Raw genomic sequence first — 20,993 nt, forward strand, 5'->3', positions numbered from 1 at the left:
CCCCGTCCCCCAGGCGTCCCACTAACCTATTGGCAGCAAGGTGATTTCCATGACGGAACAAGTATCCACAAGCAGGTGCGATTCACCGCTACTTCAGGCATTCGTCGACAATCGACTGATTCTGGTCAAGATTGCAGCCCGCATTACCGGCTGCCGTTCACGCGCCGAAGATGTGGTGCAGGATGCATTCTTCCGACTGCAATCGGCGCCGCCGATCACGTCGTCGATCAAGGCCCAGCTGAGTTATCTGTTCCAGATCGTGCGCAATCTGGCCATCGATCACTACCGCAAACAGGCGCTGGAGCAGAAGTACGCCGGCCCCGAAGAGGAAGGGTTGAACGTGGTCATTCAAGGTGCCTCGCCGGAAACCTCACACATCAACTTCTCGACCCTGGAACACATCGCCGACGCGCTGACCGAGCTGCCGGTCCGCACCCGCTATGCGTTCGAGATGTACCGTCTGCACGGTGTGCCGCAGAAGGACATCGCCAAGGAGCTCGGCGTTTCGCCGACCCTGGTCAACTTCATGATTCGTGATGCGCTGGTGCACTGCCGCAAGGTGTCGGGCAGCCGCGCTGATGCAGTGTCGGCAAACCGTCGCTGACCTAAAGCAGAGCCCAAAAAAAGATCGCAGCCTTCGTCGAAGGGCTGCGATCTTTTTTGTTTTCAGAGAAATGTCACACCAGCGTGCACCGGTCGAAGAACCGCTCGCGCCCCAGGATCATCAGCGCCGCGCGCTTGTGCGGGAAGTCGAATTCCTTTTCGCAGTGGAAACACTGGTTGTGCATGTGGCCGATCATCTTCGCGTTGTCGGCACGCGGTTCGGCAACCACGCGCTGAGTGCGCGGATCATCCAGAAACAGATAGTGCACCAGTGCTGACAGCCAGCTCGCCACTTTGTGCGGCCCGCGATGGTCTTCCTCACCGACCAGCATGTGAATGCCACGATCGTAGTCATCGGCATCGTAGAACGGCGCGATGCGATCTTCCTTGGCCCAGTAGGCTTCGAAGTAAGCGAACGGCTGATCGTCGAAACACCCGATCAGCGTCAGCGTATGCGGATCGGCGTCGAGCTTGCTCAGGTACTCGCGATGCTGTTCGAGGCTGCCCTCCTCCTGCCAGAAACTGGCGACTCGCGGACTGTTCTGCCAGCGATTGAAACGCGCAAGATCCTGCTCGATTTCCACCGTTCGCAGAGAAATCCACGCACCAAGACGCGCATCGAAACGTCGATAGACCTCACCGCGCGGTTTGACCGGGCGCAGCGGATGACGCTTGCCGTTGCTGATGACCATCTGCTGCGGGTAGCTGCCGGTCAATGAGGTACCCAACCAAGGCTGCGGCAGTTGCCAGAACAGCGTGCGCTCGCAGCGGTATTCACCTGCCACTTCAGTGTCCAACAGCAAACCGCTGAGCAAGGCTTCGGTCGGCTGCTGATCCAGTTGCCAGATCAATTGCTGACGTGCCGGATCCCGGGCAAACAGCCAATAACAGGCCGCCCACAGCGCCTGGCCTGGCGGCAGTGCATAACGTTCATCGACCTGGATCGCCCCCTGGCCTTCACGATCAAGGCGCAGGCGAATCAGCGGCTGCCCGTCCAGGCTGAGGCTCAGACGGCTTTCGGTGGCATCGGCTATCAGTTGACTGCCCGAAGGCAAAGCCAGGGCAGTCAGGTCATTCAGATTGGACATGGTTCGGGCTCACGATAATCGTCGACAGTTCAACGATGGGAACGTGAGCCGAAGCGGGAAATTTAGGCCGTGCGGGGAAAACCGCAGGTCATGGGTGAGGCACCGGCACCACGGCAATCTTGTACGGATCGAAGATCTTCAGCATCTGGCCGTTGTCGCGCAGCCCTTGCAGCAGTTTGCCGAACGCCTCGCCGGTGATCGGCGCTTTCGGGCTGAGAATCGCGTAATGGTGGTAGATCTGGTCGATGCGCTGGGACACCAGCAACTCGTCACGCACCTTGTCGTTGCGCAGCAGGTAATCGAACAGATACGAGCGAGTCACCAACGCAATGTCCGCCCGACCGCGCAGCACCATCAACAGGTTGCTGTCGTGGGAATAGGTCAGTGTCGCGTTGTAAGTTTCAGCGAGGTACTTGGGGTCGGCGTTGAAGTTGGCGAATTCGTAGTGATAGCCGCTGTACAGTGCCAGCCGTTTGCCCTTGAGGTCGGCGAAGTAATTCTGCTGGCGCCCGGGTTCTTTCTGCGCGACGAAAATCTCTGCGTCTTCCAGCCCCATGTCGACCGTGGTGTGGGGAATGTCTTTCCAGCCCCAGTCCGGGTTCTCGAAGATCGCCATGTCCGTGCGACCTTCCTTGAAATCGCCGAACCGTCGCGGAATCGAGGTGGGGACAAGCTCGAAACGATAGTCGCTCTGCGAGTGGTTCAATGCCTCGACCAGTTCCGGCAGCAGACCGGTGTCGGCGCCGTTTTCCGGGCGAATAGTGTAAGGCGGAAAATGCGCCGCGCCCACCCGAACCACTTGCACCGCCTGAGCGGGCAATACCCATAGTGCAGCCAGCGCTGCGAGCATCAGCCCGGCGGCCGTCCGATTTGACGAAGACTTCAAAACACCCCACTCCCCGAAAAAGTACCGTTGCATGCATTCAAGCTAGGCGGTTTCGCCCAGTTAGCCAGTTTCCCGGGCCGATAGAAAGTGATCAGCGTTCTTCGAGCACCAGGATCAGCGCTTCTTCGGCCAGTTGATCGAGGCTCAGACTGCCGCCGGCGCGGAACCAGGTGGTGGTCCAGGACAGCGCGCCCGTGAGAAAACGTCGGGTAATGAACACATCGCCGCGAATGAACCCCGCCTCCTTGGCCTCGCCCAACACCTGCAGCCAAATATCTTCGTAGATATCACGCAACGCCAGCACCCTGGTCTGACCGTCTTCGGACAGCGAGCGCCATTCGTACACCAGTACCGCCATCGCTTCGCCGCTACCGCCCATGATCGACTGCAATTCGCAGCGGATCAGCGCCAATACCCGCTCGCGCACATTGGCCGCATCGGCCAGGGCCGCCCGCATCAGCGCGGTGTTGTAGCGGATGGTTTCTTCCATCACGGCACGCAGGATTTCATCCTTGCTCTTGAAGTGATGAAAAATGCTGCCCGACTGAATGCCCACGGCGCCGGCCAGGTCGCGCACCGTGGTGCGTTCGTAGCCCTTGTTGCGAAACAGGTGGGCCGCCACTTGCAGCAATTTTCCGCGAGCGCTGTCCGGGTCGGTCAACTGGCCTTCGTCGACCAGTTCGCGCATCACCTTCAGGGCTTTTTGCTCGTCCACCCGTTCTCTCCTACAGTCGTTCAGTCGTCTGCGGCCCCGAAACCGCAGGGTTGCGCGGGCAATTTAAGCCGCCGGCCGCGACCAAGCAAGCGCTTGGGCAGAAGATAACTTCGCCTGTTTACAAACCAAGCGCTTGCTTGGTAGCCTCGATGCACTTCTGTCACAGGTTGCTGAGTCGGAGATGAAAATGCCCACCACGGTTCGCATCGGATGCGCCAGCGCATTCTGGGGAGACACCTCGACCGCCGCCGCGCAGCTCGTGGCCGCAGGACAGCTGGATTATCTGGTGTTCGACTACCTGGCCGAGATCACCATGTCGATCATGGCCGGCGCGCGCATGAAGGACCCGCAGGCCGGATTTGCCGGCGATTTCATCGAAGTCCTCACGCCATTGCTGCCACAACTGGCGGAACAGAGGACTCGCGTCATCAGCAATGCCGGCGGGGTCAATCCAAAGGCCTGCGCCGCCGCGCTGCAAGCGGCCTGCGACAAGGCCGGCGTGGCGCTGAAAATCGCCGTGCTGTCGGGCGATGACCTGCAACCGCAATTCAAACAGCTCGCCACCCAAGGCATCACGGAAATGTTCAGCGGCGCCCCGCTGCCGCCGATGTGCGTGTCGACCAACGCCTACCTCGGCGCGCCGGGCATCGTCGAAGCCCTGCGCCTGGGCGCCGACATCGTCATCACCGGCCGGGTGGTCGACAGCGCGGTGGTCAGCGCCGCGCTGGTGCATGAATTCGGCTGGTCGTGGCACGACTACGACAAACTCGCCCAGGCCGCATTGGCCGGGCACATCATCGAATGCGGCGCGCAGTGCACCGGCGGCAATTTCACCGATTGGCGCGACGTGCCGGATTACGAACACATCGGCTTTCCGATCGTCGAGGTCAGCGCCGACGGCCAGTTCATCGTCAGCAAACCCGAAGGCTCAGGTGGACTGGTGACGCCGCTGACCGTCGGCGAACAGATGCTCTACGAAATCGGCGATCCGCAGGCCTATCTATTGCCCGATGTGGTCTGCGATTTCAGTCAGGTCAAACTTCAGCAGCAAGGCAAAAATACAGTCCGGGTCCACGGCGCCAAAGGCCTGCCGCCCAGCGGCAAATACAAGGTCAGCGCGACATACCCGGACGGTTTCCGCTGCACCGCCAGTTGCCTGATCGCCGGTATCGATGCGGTGGAAAAAGCCCGGCGCGTCAGTCAGGCGATCATCGACAAGACCTCGGAAATGCTCGACCAGAAAGGTCTCGGGCCTTACACCGAAACCCATATCGAACTGCTCGGCAGCGAAGCCACCTACGGCCCCCACGGCCAGCGCCGGGACAGCCGCGAAGTGGTGATCAAACTTGCCGTGCGCCACCCGAACAAACAGGCCCTGGTCCTGTTCTCCCGGGAAATCGCCCAGGCCGCCACCGGCATGGCGCCGGGCCTGACCGGCATCGTCGGCGGACGGCCGACGGTGTATCCACTGATCCGGCTGTTCTCGTTCCTGATCGACAAAAGCGCCTGCAGCTTGCAGATCGACATGGCCGGCGAGCGTCATCCGTTCGCCCTGCCCGCCTCCGCCACACTCGACAGTCAGGATCTGCCCCTGCCCCACGAAACGCCCAAACCCCATGGGCGCGCCGACGCGAGCGTGCCATTGGTGAAACTGGCCGTGGCGCGCTCCGGCGACAAGGGCAATCACAGCAACATCGGTGTCATGCCGCGTCGCCCGGAATACCTGCCGTGGATCGCCGAAGCGCTGACACCGGCGGTGGTGGTCGACTGGATGAGTCATGTCCTCGACCCGATTCACGGCCGGGTCGAACGCTGGTATCTGCCGGGTACTCACAGCCTGAATTTCCTGCTGGAAAACGCCCTCGGTGGCGGTGGCGTGGCGAGCCTGCGCATCGACCCGCAGGGCAAAGCCTTCGCCCAGCAATTGCTGGAAATCCAGATCCCGGTGCCGCAGAGCATCGCCGAACAGTTCGACTAGAGGATTGGCACCATGGCGTATGAATCGATTTTCAGGGCCGATCTGTTCAGCGGCCAGACCGTGATCGTCACCGGTGGCGGCAGCGGCATCGGGCGTTGCACCGCCCATGAACTGGCGGCGCTCGGGGCCACCGTGGTGCTGGTCGGACGCAAGCCGGAAAAGCTGCAAACCGTTGCCGCCGAAATTGCCGAGGACGGTGGCCGAGCGTACTGGAAGGCTTGCGATATTCGCGACGAAGAAGCGGTGAAAGCGCTGGTCAGCGAGCTGATCCGCGAACACGGCCCAATCCACGGACTGGTCAATAATGCCGGAGGCCAGTACCCGTCGCCATTGGCCTCGATCAATCAGAAAGGCTTCGAAACCGTGCTGCGCACCAATCTGGTCGGCGGTTTTTTGATGGCCCGGGAAGTGTTCAACCAGTCGATGAGCAAACACGGCGGCAGCATCGTCAACATGCTCGCCGACATGTGGGGCGGCATGCCGGGAATGGGCCACTCGGGCGCTGCGCGTTCGGGCATGGACAACTTCACCAAGACTGCCGCCTTCGAATGGGGTTACGCCGGCGTCCGGGTGAATGCCGTGGCGCCGGGATGGATCGCCTCCAGCGGCATGGACACCTATGAAGGCGCGTTCAAAGCCGTGATCCCGACCCTGCGCGAACACGTGCCACTCAAGCGCATCGGCACCGAATCCGAGGTCAGCGCCGCGATCGTGTTTCTGCTAAGCCCCGCGGCTGCGTTCATCAGCGGCAGTACGTTGCGCATCGATGGCGCGGCCAGCCTGGGCAGTCGCGCATGGCCGTTGCACAAGGCGACCCACAGCGAATCCTTCAACGGATTTCACCGGGCCTATATGCCAGACGTCTTGAAGGACAAGGAGTAAGCCATGCCGGTCATTCAGTCACAGCTCGACCCGCACAGCGAAGCCTTTATCCGCAACCGCGCAGCCATGCTCGCCGCCATCGAGCAAGTCCAGCAGCTCGAACAGAACCTGCTGAACAAGGCTGCCGAAGCCAAACCGAAATTCGACAAACGCGGACAATTGCTGCCCCGTGAACGCCTGAACCTGCTGCTCGACCCCGGCGCGCCGTTCCTCGAACTGGCGAGCCTGGCCGGCTACAAACTCCACGATGACAAGGACGGCAGCTCGGCCGGTGGCGGCCTGATCGCCGGCATCGGTTACGTGTCCGGTGTGCGCGCCTTGATCGTGGCGAACAACAGCGCAATCAAGGGCGGGACGATTTCCCCGTCGGGCCTGAAAAAATCCCTGCGCCTTCAACAGATCGCCCAGGAAAACAAACTGCCGGTGATAACCCTCGCCGAAAGCGGCGGTGCCAACCTCAATTATGCGGCGGAGATTTTCGTCGAAGGCGCACGCAGCTTTGCCAATCAGGCGCGGATGTCTGCCATGGGGCTGCCGCAGATTACTGTGGTGCACGGCTCGGCCACCGCTGGCGGCGCCTATCAGCCGGGGCTGTCGGATTACGTGGTGGTGGTGCGCGGCAAGGCCAAGCTGTTTCTCGCAGGCCCACCCTTGCTCAAGGCAGCGACTGGTGAAGTCGCCACCGACGAAGAACTGGGCGGCGCAGAGATGCACGCGCAAGTCGCCGGCACCGCCGAGTACCTGGCAGAAAACGATGCTGACGGCGTGCGTCAGGTGCGGGAAATCGTCAGCCTGTTGAACTGGAACGAGCAACTGCCGTGGCTGCCCGAACCACAATTCAAAGAGCCGTTGTACCCCATCGACGAACTGCTCGGCCTGATCCCGGACGACCCGAAAAAGCCTTACGACGTACGCGAAATCATTGCTCGGATCACCGACGAATCACGCTTCCTGGAGTTCAAGGGTGAGTTCGATCAGCAGACCGTTTGCGGCCACTTGAAGATTCAGGGCCGCGCCTGTGGCTTCATCGGCAACAACGGCCCGATCACGCCCAACGGCGCGAGCAAGGCCGCGCAGTTCATTCAGCTATGCGACCAGAGCCAGACGCCGCTGTTGTTTTTCCACAACACCACCGGGTTCATGGTTGGCACCGAATCGGAACAGCACGGCGTGATCAAGCACGGCTCGAAACTGATCCAGGCCGTGGCCAATGCGCGGGTGCCGAAACTGACGATCGTAGTCGGCGGCTCCTATGGCGCGGGCAACTACGCGATGTGCGGACGCGGGCTCGATCCGCGCTTCATCTTCGCCTGGCCCAACAGCCGCACGGCGGTGATGGGCGGCGCCCAGGCCGGCAAGGTGCTGCGCATCGTCACCGAAGCCAAGCAGTTGAAAGACGGTCTGGTTCCCGACCCGAAAATGCTCGACATGCTGGAACAGGTCACCGCGCAGAAACTCGACAGCCAGTCCACCGCCCTCTACGGCAGCGCCAACCTGTGGGACGACGGGCTGATCGATCCGCGCGACACCCGCACCCTGCTCGGCTATCTGCTGGACATCTGCCACGAAGCGGGCATCCGCACACTGGCCCCCAACAGCTTCGGCGTCAGCCGGTTCTGATTGCCACGGACTCAAGGAGAACAATAAAAATGATCTTCACCCCGGAACACGAAGCCCTGCGTCGCACCGTCCGCCAGTTCGTCGAGCACGAGATCAACCCCCACGTCGATGAATGGGAAAAGGCCGGGCGCTTTCCGATCCACGAAATTTTCCGCAAGGCCGGCGACCTCGGTTTGCTGGGGATTTCCAAACCGGAAAAATTCGGCGGCATGGGCCTGGATTACAGCTATTCGATCGTCGCCGCCGAAGAGTTCGGCACCATCCACTGCGGCGGCATTCCGATGTCGATCGGCGTGCAGACCGACATGTGTACACCGGCCCTCGCCCGCTTCGGCTCCGATGAATTGCGCGACGAATTCCTGCGCCCGGCGATCACCGGCGAACAGGTCGGTTGCATCGGCGTGTCGGAAGTCGGCGCCGGCTCCGACGTCGCCGGGCTCAAGACCACTGCGCGCAAGGACGGCGACGACTATGTGATCAACGGCAGCAAGATGTGGATCACCAACTCGCCGAGCGCCGACTTCATCTGCCTGCTGGCCAACACCTCGGACGACAAACCGCACGTCAACAAATCGCTGATCATGGTGCCGATGAACACGCCGGGCATCAGCCTCAGTTCGCACCTGGACAAGCTCGGCATGCGCAGCTCGGAAACCGCCCAGGTGTTTTTCGACAATGTGCGTGTGCCCCAACGCAATCGCATCGGCCATGAAGGCGCCGGGTTCATGATGCAGATGCTGCAGTTCCAGGAGGAACGCCTGTTCGGCGCGGCCAACATGATCAAGGGCCTGGAATACTGCGTCGACAGCACCATCGAGTACTGCAAGGAACGCAAAACCTTCGGCAATGCGCTGATCGACAATCAAGTGATCCATTTCCGCCTCGCCGAATTGCAGACCGAAATCGAATGCCTGCGGGCGCTGGTCTATCAGGCCACCGAGCAGTATGTGAAAGGCCAGGACGTCACCCGGCTGGCCTCGATGGCCAAGCTCAAGGCCGGGCGCCTCGGTCGCGAAGTCAGCGACAGTTGCCTGCAATATTGGGGCGGCATGGGCTTCATGTGGGACAACCCGGTGGCCCGCGCCTACCGCGACGTGCGGCTGGTATCGATTGGCGGAGGCGCCGACGAAATCATGCTGGGGATCATCTGCAAACTGATGGGCATCCTGCCGGGGAAAAAGAAATGAGCACCTTGCCCGCTTGCCAGACGTTGTTGCTGGAGCCGCATAACGGCGTGCTGCACATCACCCTCAATCGCCCGGAAAGCCGCAACGCCATGAGCCTGCAAATGGTCGCCGAACTGCGCGCAGTGCTTGCCGCTGTGCGCGATGACCGCGGCGTGCGCGCCCTGGTGCTCAGCGGCGCCGGCGGGCATTTCTGTGCCGGCGGCGACATCAAGGACATGACCAACGCCCGCACCCAGGGCAGCGATGCCTATCGTGAGTTGAATCGGGCTTTCGGGGCGCTGCTGGAAGAAGCACAGCACACACCGCAAGTGTTGATCACCGTGCTGCAGGGCGCGGTGCTCGGTGGCGGATTCGGGCTGGCGTGCGTGAGCGATATCGCGATGGCCGATCATCAGGCGCAATTCGGTCTGCCGGAAACCAGTCTTGGCCTGTTGCCGGCGCAGATCGCGCCGTTTGTGGTGCAGCGCATTGGTCTCACCGAGGCCCGCCGCCTGGCGCTGACCGCCGCCCGCTTCGATGGCCATCAGGCTCGACGGCTGGGGCTGGTGCACTTTGTCGAACAGGATCCGCAGGCACTCGCCGAGCGTCTGGATGAAGTGCTCGATCACGTCTTGTGTTGCGCCCCCGAAGCGAATGCCGTGACGAAAAAGCTGCTGCTGGCCAGTGCCGGCCAGCCATCGAGCGAACTGCTGGATGAAGCGGCGCAGTGGTTCAGCGAAGCGGTGACCGGTGCCGAAGGGATTGAGGGCACCATGGCGTTCGTGCAAAAGCGCAAACCCGGATGGAGCACCTGACCCTGTGGGAGCGGGCTTGCCCGCGATGAGGCCCTTCAATCCACCGCCAACATTCAGGAAAAACCACCATGCCCGACATCCATAAAATCCTGATCGCCAACCGCGGTGAAATCGCCTGCCGCATCCAGCGCACCGCCCAGGCCCTCGGCTATCGCACCGTCGCGGTGTTCAGTGACGCCGACGCCGATGCGCTGCATGTCCAAATGGCGGATGAAGCGGTGAACATCGGCCCGGCGCCGGTTCAACAGTCCTACCTGAACATCCCGGCCATCCTCGACGCCGCCCGGCGTAGCGGTGCCGACGCGATTCATCCCGGTTATGGCTTCCTCTCGGAAAACGCCGAATTCGCCCGGGCCTGCGAACAGGCCGGCCTGACGTTCATCGGCCCCAGCGTCGAAGCCATCGAACTGATGGGCAGCAAACGCCAATCGAAAATCGCCATGCTCGCCGCCGGTGTGCCATGCATCGCCGGCTATCAAGGCGCCGAGCAGGACGACGCGACCCTGACACGGGAAGCCGAGCGCATCGGTTATCCGTTGATGATCAAGGCCAGCGCCGGCGGTGGCGGACGCGGCATGCGGCTGGTGCATCACGCATCTGAATTGGCGGCGCAACTGCGCACGGCTCGCTCGGAAGCCTTGAATGGATTCGGCAGCGACGAACTGATCCTCGAACAGGCCCTGATCGAACCGCGTCATGTCGAGATTCAGCTGTTCGGCGACCGGCACGGCAATCTGATCTACCTCGGCGAACGCGACTGCTCGATCCAGCGTCGCCATCAGAAGGTCATCGAGGAAGCGCCGTGCCCGGTGATGACCGAAGAGTTGCGTCAGGCAATGGGCGAAGCGGCGCTCAAGGCTGGGCGTGCGGTGAACTACGTCGGCGCCGGAACCGTGGAGTTTCTGCTCGACGCCCGCGGCCAGTTCTTCTTTCTGGAGATGAATACCCGGCTGCAGGTCGAACATCCGGTAACCGAAATGATTACAGGGCTGGACCTGGTGGCCTGGCAACTTTTGGTTGCCGAGGGCCAGCCTCTTCCACTGAAGCAAGCGCAGGTGAAACTCGATGGCCACGCCATGGAAGTGCGACTCTATGCCGAGGATCCGGCCCAGGGATTCCTGCCGCAGACCGGGCGTATCGAAGCCTGGGAACCGGCACTGGATCGGGGAGCGCGGGTTGATCACGGGCTGATCGAAGGTCAGTCGATCTCACCGTTCTACGACCCGATGCTCGGCAAACTGATCGCTCATGGCGCGACCCGCGAAGAGGCCCGGCGCAAGCTGTTGTGCGCGGTGCAGGACAGCGTGTTGCTGGGTGTGCAGAGCAATCAGCGGCTGCTGGCCAGTCTGTTGCAGCATCCGCAATTCATCAGCGGCGAATTCAGCACCGGGTTTATCCCGCAACACTTCACCGACCATCCATGCCTGCATCCCCATGCACCGAGTGCGGAAGAACTCGCGATCGCGGCGTTGCTGTTCTATCAATCTGCCGCTGGTTCGCATCGCGCACCGTTGGCCGGTTGGCGCAACAATGCCGGCGCGCCGCTGCACTATCGCCTGGGTCTTGAAGATCAGGAGTGGAGCGTGCAATTACTGGCCGCCCCGGATGGCATCGTTCGGGTTCAAGTCGCTGAACGTACCTTCGAACTGAAGTTCATCGAACACGGCGAACGCTCGATTTCCCTGGACATCGAAGGCCTGCGCCAGCGCCACGCCTATCGCCTGCGCGACGACCAGCTCTGGCTGTGCACCCGCCCCGGCAGCCTGCGTCTGGTGAATCGAACTCACGCCGTGATCGACAGTCAGACCAGCGTCAGCACCGGCACCTTGAAAGCCCCGATGGATGGCGCAATCATCGACGTGCTTGTCAGCGAAGGCAGCCCGGTCAGTAAAGGCCAGCTGCTGGTGGTGCTGGAGGCGATGAAAATGGAGCACCCGCTCAAGGCCGGCATCGATGGCGTGCTCAAGCGGGTGCAGGTCAAGGTCGGCGATCAGGTGAAAAATCGTCAGGTTCTGTTGCAGGTCGAGTAGTCACCGCGCGCATCCGCAAGGTTTGACTACGCTCTGAATAATCAGGACGCGGAAATCAGGAACCCTGCGATGCCCCATTGGCTGGTCATTGATCTGGAAGCCACCACCGATGAAGGTGGCTGGCCGGTTACGGAAATGGAGATCATCGAGATCGGTGCCACCCTGGTGGATCGAACCGGTCGCGAGCAGGATCACTTCCAGCGCTTCGTCAAACCGACGCGTCGGCCACTGCTGACGCCGTTCTGTCGTGAGCTGACACACATCACCCAGGCCAACATCGACGCCGCGCAACCGCTGACCGATGTCTGGCCGGCGTTCGAGCGCTGGCTCGCTCAGCACCAGACACGCCTTGAAGGCTGGGCCAGCTGGGGCGATTACGACCGCAAGCAATTGCTTCAGGAATGGCAGCGCCTGCAACTCGACAGCGCGCTGAGCCGTGTGCCGCACATGAACCTCAAACAGCGCTTTGCCAAGGCCCGACGTCTCGAACGGCCCCTGGGACTCAATGGCGCCCTGCAACTGGCGGGCATGCAGTTCTCCGGTCAGCAGCACCGGGCGCTGGAAGATGCGCGAAATACCGCCCGATTATTGCCGCTGGTGCTGCCGCTCTAGCACAGGTGACGGCGCCAGGCACCTTGTGCATACTGGCCGACCTTTTTGACCCTTTTAAGCCCTTTTCGAGAGGAATCGCCCATGTTTAAAGTCAACGAGTACTTCGACGGCACCGTCAAGTCGATCGCTTTTGGCACTGCCGAAGGCCCTGCGACCATCGGCGTCATGGCCCCGGGCGAATACGAATTCGGCACCAGCCAGCGTGAAATCATGCACGTGGTGTCCGGCGCACTGACCGTCAAACTGCCGGACAGCAGCGACTGGGAAACCTTCGCCGCCGGCAGCCAGTTCAACGTGCCGGCCAACAGCAAGTTCCAGCTGAAAGTGGCCGTCGACACCGCTTACCTGTGCGAATACCGCGGCTGAAACCACGGTTTCCTGCGGCAATAAAAAATGCCCGTGTCCAAGGACACGGGCATTTTTCGTTTCGGGACGGTTATTCGAGGATTTCCACCGGCATGCCGACTTCAAGTCGACCGTTGCTGTCGTTGACCAGGTTCTGACCGAACATTGCACCGTCGGCCTGGGCACGGGTCTTCTGTAGGGTCGCCAGTGGCTCGCGGTCGGCGCTGCGCTCACCGGTTTTCGGGTCGATGGTCGTGAGAATGCAGCGCGAGCACGACTTGACCACGCGGAATTCGACATCGCCAATGCGGATGCGCTTCCAGCCATCCTCGGCATAGGCCTCGCTGCCTTCGATCACCAGATTCGGCCGGAACCGCAGCATTTCCAGCGGACGCCCGACTTCCTGCGACAGATGTTGCAGCGACGCCTCACCAATCAACAGCAGTGGGAAGCCGTCGGCGAAGGCCACCTGGTCGTCATCGTTGCCGTACCCGGCCTGGGTCGTGCGGGCGCGGTCCAGTGGCACTTGCACCAGTCGGGTCGGCTTGCCGATGAATTCGCTGACCCAGCGGGCCGCTTCTTCACCGGCATCCGGCACGCGCAGAGTGTCGCGCCAGATCGTCACGCCGCGCAGTTCGGCTTCGTTGCCGGGCAAGGCGATATCAATTGCCGAATGCCCCGGCGCATCGAGGGTCAGGCCACCGTCAGCATTCCACAGCGCCGACAACTGGCTCATCTTCGCTTCGGCACGCTGAGTCAAAAAGCGCCCGCTGGCCTCGTCCACCAGCATCCAGCGTCGGTCGCCCTCAAGCCCCAGTTTGTCCAGGCCGATCCCTTGCAGGACCTCGGCCTTGCCGGATTTCAGCGGGTAACGATAAAGCGCGCTCAGACGCAGCATGGCCAGCTCCCTGATGGGTGAAAAACGCCACCCTATACGAGCTTTGTCGCCGAATCAAAGGCTGACGCCGGGTCAGCCTCGACAAGTTGATCAGGCCGGCACTTCGTCGAGCATCAGACGCTGGCGCACCACATCGACCAGCTTGTCCGGCTGGAACTTGGAGAGAAAGTTGTCGCAGCCGACCTTCTTCACCATCGAGTCGTTGAAACTGCCGGACAGCGAGGTGTGCAACACCACGTACAGGCCACGCAGACGCGGGTCGTTGCGGATTTCGGTGGTCAGGCGATAGCCGTCCATTTCCGGCATTTCCGCGTCGGTGAAGATCATCAACAACTTGTCGGTCATGTTGACCCCGGTATCGGCCCAGGCCTTGAGCATGTTCAGGGCTTTCAGACCGTCGCTGGCGATGTGCATCTTCACACCCAACTGGCCGAGGGTGTCGCGCAATTGCGACAGCGCCACATTGGAATCGTCCACCAGCAGCACTTCGCGGCCGCGGGCACGTTCCAGGACCGGATCTTCCAGTTTGTCGCGGGACACCTTGGCGTTGTACGGAACGATTTCGGCGAGGACTTTCTCGACGTCGATGATTTCCACCAGTTGATCGTCGACCTTGCTGATGGCGGTCAGGTAGTGCTGGCGACCGGCGCTGGTCGGCGGTGGCAGGATGGCTTCCCAGTTCATGTTCACGATACGATCTACACCACCGACCAGGAAGGCCTGCACCGAACGGTTGTATTCAGTAACGATGATCGTGCTGTTGGGACCCGGCACCAGCGGGCGCATGCCGATCGCCTGGGACAGGTCGATCACCGGCAGGGTCTGGCCGCGCAGGTTGACCACACCACAGACAAACGGGTGACGCTGAGGCATCAGGGTCAGCTTCGGCAATTGCAGCACTTCCTGAACCTTGAACACGTTGATCGCGAACAATTGGCGCCCGGCCAGTCGAAACATGAGAATTTCCAGGCGATTCTCACCCACCAGTTGCGTGCGTTGGTCTACCGTATCGAGAATGCCGGCCATCAATGACTCCTGGGCTTTTTCTGGTGAATTCATTAAAGGGGGTTATCGGCGGATTCCGGCCAATCTTGATCCCCATACAAATCACCTACAAAATGCCATGAGAAAGCATTGATGTCACATTAACATCATGCTTTACTGGCCCCGTGATTTCATCTGCTACATTCTCTGCGGCGCGACCACGGTTTGCGCGGCAGGTTCCCGTGCCTAAGGGATTCCCCTAGTAACAATCAGGCCCAACCTGATGTTCGCAATATCCAATAGCCATTAATGTGACGCCATTCTCATTGCATGAACGGAGTCAGGCTTTTGTGTGCGATCGCAGGTCAGTGGAACCCCATCCTCTCGAAACCCCCGGCACCAGCCTTCTCGGCACTGCGGGGCGCGATCTCACGACGGTTCATGATCGTCGACACACACGACATTCGCTCATCAGACATGACGTTGTGGAGATAAGCATGCCGAACGACCGTAAAGAGTGGGCGCAGCGGTTCCCCGAATTTCTTGTCGAGGCTGAAACGCTCCTGGCCAAGTCCGAAGAGTGCCTGAGTCATTTGCAACTGATCAGCAATGACAAGGACGCAATCGATTGCATGCTCAGCACCCTGCTCAAACTGGCGAACAAGGCCGATGCCCTGGCACTGGTGGCAGTCTCCGAGTTCTGCCTGCACCTGCACGGTTTGCTCACTCAGACGCAAGATCATGTCGACCTGCATGCCCAGGCACTCGACGCCCTGAAAGATTGCTTCACCCTGATGGCCTGGCAACTTGAGCTGGTCGACCAGAGCACCGGCCAGCTAAGCCTGGACGAAAGCGAGCAGACGTCCCTCATCGAAGCGTTCGCCTTCCAGGTCGGACAGAGCCAGTTTCAACCGCCGCTCAGTGCCAAGCCCTTGTCCCTCGTGTCTTACTCGGAGCGGCAAGCGTAATCGAGTGCACGCCGGGATCGCTGGAGCCTGTTAGTTCGAGCCATCGAATGTCGCAATTGAATAACTCATGCCTGCCAGCGACATCTCCAAATAAATAATTACGCTTCAACATGCAGACTGCCTACCGTTGAAGTCAGGGTTTACCTGTGTATAAAAATTGAAGACTTCAGGTGTCACCGATAATTATCGACTCCAATAAATCAACTTTTTCCATTATGGAACTCGCGTCCAACATGGCGTATTTCCTGACTCTTTGGACATATAGGGCAAACGCGACCAACGGTATGTTAAGTGGTATTATGCCGCGCGTTAGTTGCTTTCACTTAATGGCACAGTGACTTCAATGATCGGTCTGCTCCGAAGTTGGCAGTCAATTATCGATCACTGAACCGTATTGAAACCAACAACCTGAATCACAGATTTTCAGACAGAGACCGCCAGTCACTCTGACCGGTCTGCCCGCAGCGAACATCCATTGGCTCCATCCGCTATGTACGCCAGCCTCAAGTCAATCGCCACATGGCCACCCTCCCGAGAAAACGCGCGCAGGTTCACGCTCACGCTTTGCATTGGCGCGGCTTTGGGCAGTCTGCTGACTTATTGCCTGTCCGCACCGTTGTCATTTGGCCTGCTGCTGCTCAACATGGCAGCCGCCGCTTGCGTCTTTACCCAGCATCGCCTGTCGCGCAAGTCGATCAAGTTCCAGCCCCAGGAGCTGGCCGATCGATTGCTCGAAGTCCAGGAAAACGAACGTCATCGCCTCAGCCGCGAACTGCACGACGATATCGGCCAGTTGCTGACCGCCGCCAAGTTGCAGAGCGAATGGCTCAAACGGCGTCTGCCCGAGGACCTGCAGGAACAATGTTCGGCACTCTGCGACACCCTTGAGGAAACCCTCAATAAAGTCCGCGACGTTTCGGCCATTCTCAACCCACGTCAACTGACCAGCCTCGGACTGGAAGCCAGTCTGCGCGCGCATTTGCTCAAGACACTGGCCAATACTTCGGTTCACTGGAGCCTGGACTGTCAGCAGCGTTTGAACGGCATCCCCGAAGAAATGGCTGTCGCCGCCTTCCGCATCACTCAGGAAGCCGTGACCAACATCCTGCGACATGCGCAGGCCAAGAACCTGCTGATCCGCGTGCAACGCCTGCCCCAAGGCTTGACCCTGCTGATCAGCGATGACGGTCTGGGATTTGCCCCGGCCGCCAATCCCGGTCGTGAAGGACAACGAGGCATGGCCGGAATGGCCGAACGGATCGAGCAGCTGGGCGGCAGCCTGAGCGTGACGAGCGAACCGGGCAAAGGCACTCAAATCGAAGCACTATTCCCCTGGGCGCCCCGTGCACTCGAGCGGGCCAGTACGAATAAGGTTATGCGTTGACTTGTAACTTACTTCTGGTGGATGACCACTCGCTGATCAGAGCCGGCGTGCGCGCTCTGGTGCTGGATATTCCCGGTTACGCGGTAATCGGCGAGGCCAATGACGGCTCGCAACTGCTCGAGATGGTCGAGCAGTTGAACCCCGATATCGTCTTGCTGGATATTTCCATGAGAGAAACCGGCGGCCTGGAGGCGTTGCAGCGGCTCAGACGGGTTCGTCCGCACAGCAAAGTGCTGATTCTGTCGATGCACACCGACCCTGCGCTGATCATGCAGGCACTGGAATCCGGTGCCCATGGCTATCTGCTCAAGGACACCACGGCCACTGAACTCGAACACGCACTGGAAGCCCTGCGCAACAACGAACGCTACCTCAGCCCGGCCATCGCCCACACGGTGATCAACCAGGCCCTGACACGCAATCAGAAGTTGCAACCGGAAGTCGCCGATTCGCACAACCTGACGGCTCGCCAGCTGGAAATCCTGCGCCTGATCGTTCGCGGCAAGTCCACCCGTGAGATCGCCAATGGTTTGGGCCTGAGCATCAAGACTGTGGAAACCCACCGCTCGCAGATCATGAAACGCCTGCAGATCTACGATGTGGCGGGGCTGGTACTGTTTGCCGTACGGGAGCAGATCATCAGTCTGGACGACTGACCCGCCTCGTCCTGCCCAACAGCGGCGAGTTCTCCGGCAAATGCACACGCAATGCCGCCGGACGCGCCGCAAATCGCAAACTGTCTCCCTCCAGCGGCTCGCCATCAAGATTGATGCAGAGCCCTTCGGCAACCTTGATTTCAACCCACGGCAAACGCGTGCGGACAAACATGTTGTCGAGACCGAATCCGTCGCTGAGCAGGTTTTTCAGCGTACCGACCAACTCCTGTGGTGCCGGCAGAATACTGATATCCAGCAGGCCGTCATCCGCCAGAGCCTCCGGGCACAACACATGTCCTCCGCCCGCCTGGCGGCCATTACCGATACCCAGCGCGAGCAGTTCACCGCTCCAGTGAAAGTCCGGCCCCTGCAATTCGCCATAGGCGGCGTGCAACTCACTGAATCGCGATAGCCCCGTAAACAGATAGGCCGCGCCGCCCAGCACCTTTTTCAGATCCTCCGAGGTATTGGCAGTGACCTGACTGCCAAACCCGCCCGTGGCCATGTTCAGGAATATTTGCCCGCCCACTTCACCCAGATCGATGTCATGGGCAGGTGCATCAAGCAACTCAAGCGCCTCGGCGGCCTCCAAAGGTATACCGGCCGCGCGGGAAAAATCGTTGGCGGTTCCCAGTGGCAGCAGCACCAGACTGGTCTCTCCCGGGTGAGCCGCCAGGGCCTCGGCGATGTCGCGCAAGGTGCCATCGCCACCGCCGGCGATGATCTGCCTGTATCCACCAGTCAGCGCCTCTTCGACCAGACGCTGGGCATCACCGGCCTCCCAGGTCAGACGTACCGCCAATTCCCAGCCTTGCTTGCGTTTGTGCTCAACGGCGGCGCGAACCGCTTCATTAAGTGCCTGCTTGCCATGCAGAATCAGCAATGCCCTGCGCTCATCCATATTGGCCACTCCCCGTTATTAACTCAGTTCGGGACATCTTGACCTTCACAGCACGCAAAAGAGCCACCGCAATCCCAAGTATTTCCAGCGACGCGGCTCATTCGTCCTACAAGGCGGTATTTTTTCGTACGGAATGTAAGGAATCGGCTCAATTGACCAGTCCTGACCATTCGTACACCGTGTGTCTGAGGCAGCAATTTTCAACCCGATAACACAAGGATGTGCAGGTAATGAGTCAAAACATCATCAGGACTTTCGATCATTCGAGTAGCAGTTTCTGCCGGCAGAAACTCATGGCAGCAGGCGGAATTTCCCATGCACAGTCATGAAGCAAGAATGACAGCGAGTCAGGCTGCCCCCCTCTCCAACAGTTGCGCCAGTCATCAACCCGAATTCAAGAGCAGCGCCAAAAGCACTGGAGAAAAAATCATGGAACCTCGTGTCGCCGAGCTGGAAACCTATCTCAAATATATCCGTCGTGATATGGACGAAGTAAAAGGAGACGTCAAAGCCATCAAACACCGTCTCGCCTACTCCGCAGGCGCCACGGCGGTGGTCCTTGGATTGTTGGGCTGGGTTGCCAATAGTCGCTTCGACCAGCTCGTGACACTGATCAGCCGATGACTTACAGAAATGCAGGCCCGTACCGAGCCTGCATTTCAATGATCAACCGAGAAGGTCACTCAGGGGAATGAAGGGCACCATGTCTCCCTGAGCCAGGGTACGCCCCTCCTGCACCTCTACCAGCCCATCAGCCCAGGCGGCGCTACGCAGAACGCCTGAACTCTGGTTTCGGTAGATAGTTGCCTGCCCCTGCTCCAGACGCCCCCGCAGGAATTCACGCCGATTGCCCGCCTGGGGCCAGACGAATCCAGCCGGGACTGGAAACTTGAGAGGCTCGACATCTTGCACACCCTGACGACGCAGCAGATAAGGCTTGGTCAGCAAGGCAAAAGTCACCAGGGTCGACGCAGGGTTGCCGGGCAGACCGATGACCGGAACCCCCCGGAAATGACCAACAGTCAAAGGCTTCCCGGGCTTGATGGCCAGCTTCCACAGCGTCAGCTCACCTTCTTCCCTCAGCGCGACGCCGAGGAAATCCGCTTCCCCAACCGATACGCCTCCGGTCGACAGTATCAAGTCGGCCTCTTCGAGCTCACCAAGACGCGCTCGAGTGGTGGACAAGTCATCCGGAAGAATCCCGGCATCCAGCACCTCACAGCCCAAACGTTGCAACCAACTGCACAGCACCACCCGGTTACTGTTGTAAATCTGTCCCGGGCCCAGTGCCATTCCCGGTTCAACCAGCTCATCGCCGGTGGACAGCACTGCCACGCGAGGCTTACGGATCACATCAAGGCCGGCGCAGCCCAAAGACGCAGCCAACCCCAGCTCGATCGGACCGAGCCGGGTTCCAGCGGACAGGATCAATTCGCCCACCGTGGTTTCCTGCCCCTGCGGGCGAACGTTCTGCCCGGACACCATGGGCTCAGTGAACCGAACTCGCTCGTCGGCCTCGATCACGGCGTTTTCCTGCATCTCGACGCAATCGGCGCCCGGCGGAACGGGTGCCCCCGTGAAGATACGGGCGCAGGTCCCCGGTTCCAGAGGTTCAGGCGCCTGGCCGGCAAAAATCTTCTGACTGACCGGCATCGGCTCACCAGTCCAGTCGGCCAGGTTCAAGGCATACCCGTCCATAGCACTGTTGGGCCATGGCGGCAGGTCCAGTGTCGAAACCAGATCCTGCGCCAGCACCCGCCCCTCGAGCTGCGCCAATGGCAGATACTCGGACTCGACGATACGCGAGGCGTCAGCCATTTCCAGCAGACGCGCCAAGGCCACCTCGACCGGCATCAGGCTGCCGGTCTTGCCAGGCTTACCCGCGGGATTCACAAGGAGCCGCCTGTTTCAGATGAGGGACGAAATTGCACGGGCGATGCCGCGAATCCAGCTGCTCGGCCAGGATGCCATCCCAACCGGTGCGCACCGCGTTGGTCGAGCCTGGCAGGCAGCAAACCAGCGTACCGTTGGCCAGTCCAGCCAGTGCACGGGATTGGACAGTGGAAGTACCGATATCGGCCACCGAAATCTGCCGGAACAACTCACCAAAACCATCGACTTGCTTGTCGAGCAGGCACGCGACGGCTTCGGGTGTACTGTCGCGACCGGTGAAGCCTGTGCCCCCGGTGATCAACACCACTTGCACAATGTCCTCGGCAATCCAGTGGGCAACTTGCGCGCGGATTTTGTACAGGTCATCTTTGAGCAATACCCGCTCCGCCAGGTTGTGACCGGCAGCGGTCAAACGGTCGACGAAGACCTGGCCGGAGGTATCGGTTTCCAGAGTACGGGTGTCGCTGACCGTCAATACCGCGATATTGAGCGGTGCAAAAGGTACATCAGCCTTGGCTTTCATAGGCTCATCCAGTTGTAGGAGAAACAGCCCGGTGTTATATCACAGC

Annotated in this window: 21 protein-coding genes; 13 read left to right on the forward strand and 8 right to left on the reverse strand. The window is 60.5% G+C overall.

The features are described from left to right. Positions 1-49 precede the first annotated feature (49 nt). The gene (locus M5B98_RS20440) at positions 50-604 is read left to right on the forward strand and encodes an RNA polymerase factor sigma-70 (RefSeq protein WP_007955779.1); all 555 of its coding nucleotides are present in this window, start codon (positions 50-52) and stop codon (positions 602-604) included. A 73-nt stretch (positions 605-677) separates the two neighbouring features. Here the strand turns inward: M5B98_RS20440 and M5B98_RS20445 are convergent, their stop codons facing one another. The 3 genes from M5B98_RS20445 to M5B98_RS20455 form a co-directional block, all read right to left on the reverse strand. Beyond that, on the reverse strand, positions 678-1,691 hold the full coding sequence (locus M5B98_RS20445; protein ID WP_248743788.1) for a GNAT family N-acetyltransferase: 1,014 nt from the start codon (positions 1,689-1,691) through the stop codon (positions 678-680). Between the two features lie 88 nt (positions 1,692-1,779). Further along, on the reverse strand, positions 1,780-2,577 hold the full coding sequence (locus M5B98_RS20450) for a substrate-binding periplasmic protein (protein WP_248743789.1): 798 nt from the start codon (positions 2,575-2,577) through the stop codon (positions 1,780-1,782). A gap of 91 nt (positions 2,578-2,668) precedes the next feature. Next, complete coding sequence (locus tag M5B98_RS20455; protein WP_248743790.1) at positions 2,669-3,292, reverse strand: TetR/AcrR family transcriptional regulator; 624 nt, start codon at positions 3,290-3,292, stop codon at positions 2,669-2,671. Between the two features lie 187 nt (positions 3,293-3,479). Here M5B98_RS20455 and M5B98_RS20460 point away from each other — a divergent pair, with 187 nt between their 5' ends. From M5B98_RS20460 to M5B98_RS20495, 8 genes are all read left to right on the forward strand, one after another. Beyond that, positions 3,480-5,270 carry an acyclic terpene utilization AtuA family protein gene (locus M5B98_RS20460; RefSeq protein ID WP_248743791.1) on the forward strand — a complete coding sequence of 597 codons (1,791 nt, stop codon included), beginning with the start codon at positions 3,480-3,482 and terminating at the stop codon, positions 5,268-5,270. Between the two features lie 12 nt (positions 5,271-5,282). After that, positions 5,283-6,152, forward strand: coding sequence for an SDR family oxidoreductase (locus tag M5B98_RS20465; protein WP_248743792.1), 870 nt, complete (start codon positions 5,283-5,285; stop codon positions 6,150-6,152). A 3-nt stretch (positions 6,153-6,155) separates the two neighbouring features. Then, entirely contained in the window at positions 6,156-7,772 is a 1,617-nt protein-coding gene (gene atuC / locus M5B98_RS20470) for a geranyl-CoA carboxylase subunit beta (protein ID WP_248743793.1), read from the forward strand. 29 nt (positions 7,773-7,801) lie between these two features. Further along, entirely contained in the window at positions 7,802-8,959 is a 1,158-nt protein-coding gene (gene atuD / locus M5B98_RS20475) for a citronellyl-CoA dehydrogenase (RefSeq protein ID WP_085710720.1), read from the forward strand. Next, positions 8,956-9,753: an enoyl-CoA hydratase/isomerase family protein gene (locus M5B98_RS20480; protein ID WP_248743794.1), complete on the forward strand. Its 798-nt coding sequence runs from the start codon at positions 8,956-8,958 to the stop codon at positions 9,751-9,753. Before atuD ends, M5B98_RS20480 begins: the two co-directional genes overlap by 4 nt. A 68-nt stretch (positions 9,754-9,821) precedes the next feature. Then, positions 9,822-11,783: an acetyl/propionyl/methylcrotonyl-CoA carboxylase subunit alpha gene (locus tag M5B98_RS20485; protein WP_248743795.1), complete on the forward strand. Its 1,962-nt coding sequence runs from the start codon at positions 9,822-9,824 to the stop codon at positions 11,781-11,783. A gap of 69 nt (positions 11,784-11,852) precedes the next feature. Then, the gene (locus M5B98_RS20490) at positions 11,853-12,395 is read left to right on the forward strand and encodes an exonuclease domain-containing protein (protein WP_248743796.1); all 543 of its coding nucleotides are present in this window, start codon (positions 11,853-11,855) and stop codon (positions 12,393-12,395) included. 81 nt (positions 12,396-12,476) lie between these two features. After that, positions 12,477-12,761 (forward strand): pyrimidine/purine nucleoside phosphorylase, encoded by a 285-nt coding sequence (locus M5B98_RS20495; protein ID WP_007940055.1) that lies wholly within the window; start codon positions 12,477-12,479, stop codon positions 12,759-12,761. Between the two features lie 70 nt (positions 12,762-12,831). On the opposite strand, the gene M5B98_RS20500 is transcribed toward M5B98_RS20495, so the two are convergent. Together M5B98_RS20500 and M5B98_RS20505 are read right to left on the reverse strand one after the other, a co-directional pair. After that, positions 12,832-13,638 (reverse strand): MOSC domain-containing protein, encoded by an 807-nt coding sequence (locus M5B98_RS20500; RefSeq protein ID WP_114884516.1) that lies wholly within the window; start codon positions 13,636-13,638, stop codon positions 12,832-12,834. 90 nt (positions 13,639-13,728) lie between these two features. Next, entirely contained in the window at positions 13,729-14,664 is a 936-nt protein-coding gene (locus M5B98_RS20505; protein ID WP_085710725.1) for a chemotaxis protein CheV, read from the reverse strand. A gap of 455 nt (positions 14,665-15,119) precedes the next feature. Between M5B98_RS20505 and M5B98_RS20510 the strand changes: the two genes are divergently transcribed. The 3 genes from M5B98_RS20510 to M5B98_RS20520 all read left to right on the forward strand — a co-directional run bounded on the left by M5B98_RS20510 (position 15,120) and on the right by M5B98_RS20520 (position 17,630). Beyond that, the gene (locus M5B98_RS20510; RefSeq protein WP_096821100.1) at positions 15,120-15,590 is read left to right on the forward strand and encodes a hypothetical protein; all 471 of its coding nucleotides are present in this window, start codon (positions 15,120-15,122) and stop codon (positions 15,588-15,590) included. 490 nt (positions 15,591-16,080) lie between these two features. Then, entirely contained in the window at positions 16,081-16,974 is an 894-nt protein-coding gene (locus M5B98_RS20515) for a sensor histidine kinase (protein WP_085710727.1), read from the forward strand. Beyond that, the gene (locus M5B98_RS20520; RefSeq protein ID WP_085710728.1) at positions 16,971-17,630 is read left to right on the forward strand and encodes a response regulator transcription factor; all 660 of its coding nucleotides are present in this window, start codon (positions 16,971-16,973) and stop codon (positions 17,628-17,630) included. The genes M5B98_RS20515 and M5B98_RS20520 overlap by 4 nt, the downstream gene beginning before the upstream one ends. Here M5B98_RS20520 and yegS read toward each other — a convergent pair. Continuing rightward, entirely contained in the window at positions 17,614-18,531 is a 918-nt protein-coding gene (gene yegS / locus M5B98_RS20525; RefSeq protein WP_248743797.1) for a lipid kinase YegS, read from the reverse strand. The two genes, M5B98_RS20520 and yegS, sit on opposite strands and share 17 nt — an antisense overlap. A gap of 315 nt (positions 18,532-18,846) precedes the next feature. On the opposite strand from yegS, the gene M5B98_RS20530 reads away from it, so the two are divergent. Beyond that, the gene (locus M5B98_RS20530) at positions 18,847-19,155 is read left to right on the forward strand and encodes a hypothetical protein (RefSeq protein WP_248743798.1); all 309 of its coding nucleotides are present in this window, start codon (positions 18,847-18,849) and stop codon (positions 19,153-19,155) included. Positions 19,156-19,197: 42 nt separating this feature from the next. Here the strand turns inward: M5B98_RS20530 and glp are convergent, their stop codons facing one another. Together glp and moaB are read right to left on the reverse strand one after the other, a co-directional pair. Further along, complete coding sequence (gene glp / locus M5B98_RS20535; protein ID WP_248743799.1) at positions 19,198-20,424, reverse strand: gephyrin-like molybdotransferase Glp; 1,227 nt, start codon at positions 20,422-20,424, stop codon at positions 19,198-19,200. After that, positions 20,408-20,947 carry a molybdenum cofactor biosynthesis protein B gene (gene moaB, locus M5B98_RS20540; RefSeq protein ID WP_248743800.1) on the reverse strand — a complete coding sequence of 180 codons (540 nt, stop codon included), beginning with the start codon at positions 20,945-20,947 and terminating at the stop codon, positions 20,408-20,410. Before moaB ends, glp begins: the two co-directional genes overlap by 17 nt. Between the last annotated feature and the right edge of the window lie 46 nt (positions 20,948-20,993).

Source organism: Pseudomonas sp. MWU12-3088, assembly GCF_023242405.1.
Classification (GTDB): Bacteria; Pseudomonadota; Gammaproteobacteria; order Pseudomonadales; family Pseudomonadaceae; genus Aquipseudomonas; species Aquipseudomonas kribbensis.

Bases quoted from the DNA above. Each gene is read 5' to 3' on its own strand.
- M5B98_RS20445 (WP_248743788.1), bottom strand. From the start codon at position 1,691: ATGTCCAATCTGAATGACCTGACTGCCCTGGCTTTGCCTTCGGGCAGT.
- M5B98_RS20495 (WP_007940055.1), top strand. From the start codon at position 12,477: ATGTTTAAAGTCAACGAGTACTTCGACGGCACCGTCAAGTCGATCGCT.
- M5B98_RS20465 (WP_248743792.1), top strand. From the start codon at position 5,283: ATGGCGTATGAATCGATTTTCAGGGCCGATCTGTTCAGCGGCCAGACC.
- M5B98_RS20500 (WP_114884516.1), bottom strand. From the start codon at position 13,638: ATGCTGCGTCTGAGCGCGCTTTATCGTTACCCGCTGAAATCCGGCAAG.
- M5B98_RS20510 (WP_096821100.1), top strand. From the start codon at position 15,120: ATGCCGAACGACCGTAAAGAGTGGGCGCAGCGGTTCCCCGAATTTCTT.
- moaB (WP_248743800.1), bottom strand. From the start codon at position 20,947: ATGAAAGCCAAGGCTGATGTACCTTTTGCACCGCTCAATATCGCGGTA.
- M5B98_RS20505 (WP_085710725.1), bottom strand. From the start codon at position 14,664: ATGGCCGGCATTCTCGATACGGTAGACCAACGCACGCAACTGGTGGGT.
- M5B98_RS20480 (WP_248743794.1), top strand. From the start codon at position 8,956: ATGAGCACCTTGCCCGCTTGCCAGACGTTGTTGCTGGAGCCGCATAAC.
- M5B98_RS20490 (WP_248743796.1), top strand. From the start codon at position 11,853: ATGCCCCATTGGCTGGTCATTGATCTGGAAGCCACCACCGATGAAGGT.
- atuD (WP_085710720.1), top strand. From the start codon at position 7,802: ATGATCTTCACCCCGGAACACGAAGCCCTGCGTCGCACCGTCCGCCAG.
- M5B98_RS20485 (WP_248743795.1), top strand. From the start codon at position 9,822: ATGCCCGACATCCATAAAATCCTGATCGCCAACCGCGGTGAAATCGCC.
- M5B98_RS20460 (WP_248743791.1), top strand. From the start codon at position 3,480: ATGCCCACCACGGTTCGCATCGGATGCGCCAGCGCATTCTGGGGAGAC.
- M5B98_RS20440 (WP_007955779.1), top strand. From the start codon at position 50: ATGACGGAACAAGTATCCACAAGCAGGTGCGATTCACCGCTACTTCAG.
- M5B98_RS20530 (WP_248743798.1), top strand. From the start codon at position 18,847: ATGCACAGTCATGAAGCAAGAATGACAGCGAGTCAGGCTGCCCCCCTC.
- yegS (WP_248743797.1), bottom strand. From the start codon at position 18,531: ATGGATGAGCGCAGGGCATTGCTGATTCTGCATGGCAAGCAGGCACTT.
- M5B98_RS20515 (WP_085710727.1), top strand. From the start codon at position 16,081: ATGTACGCCAGCCTCAAGTCAATCGCCACATGGCCACCCTCCCGAGAA.
- atuC (WP_248743793.1), top strand. From the start codon at position 6,156: ATGCCGGTCATTCAGTCACAGCTCGACCCGCACAGCGAAGCCTTTATC.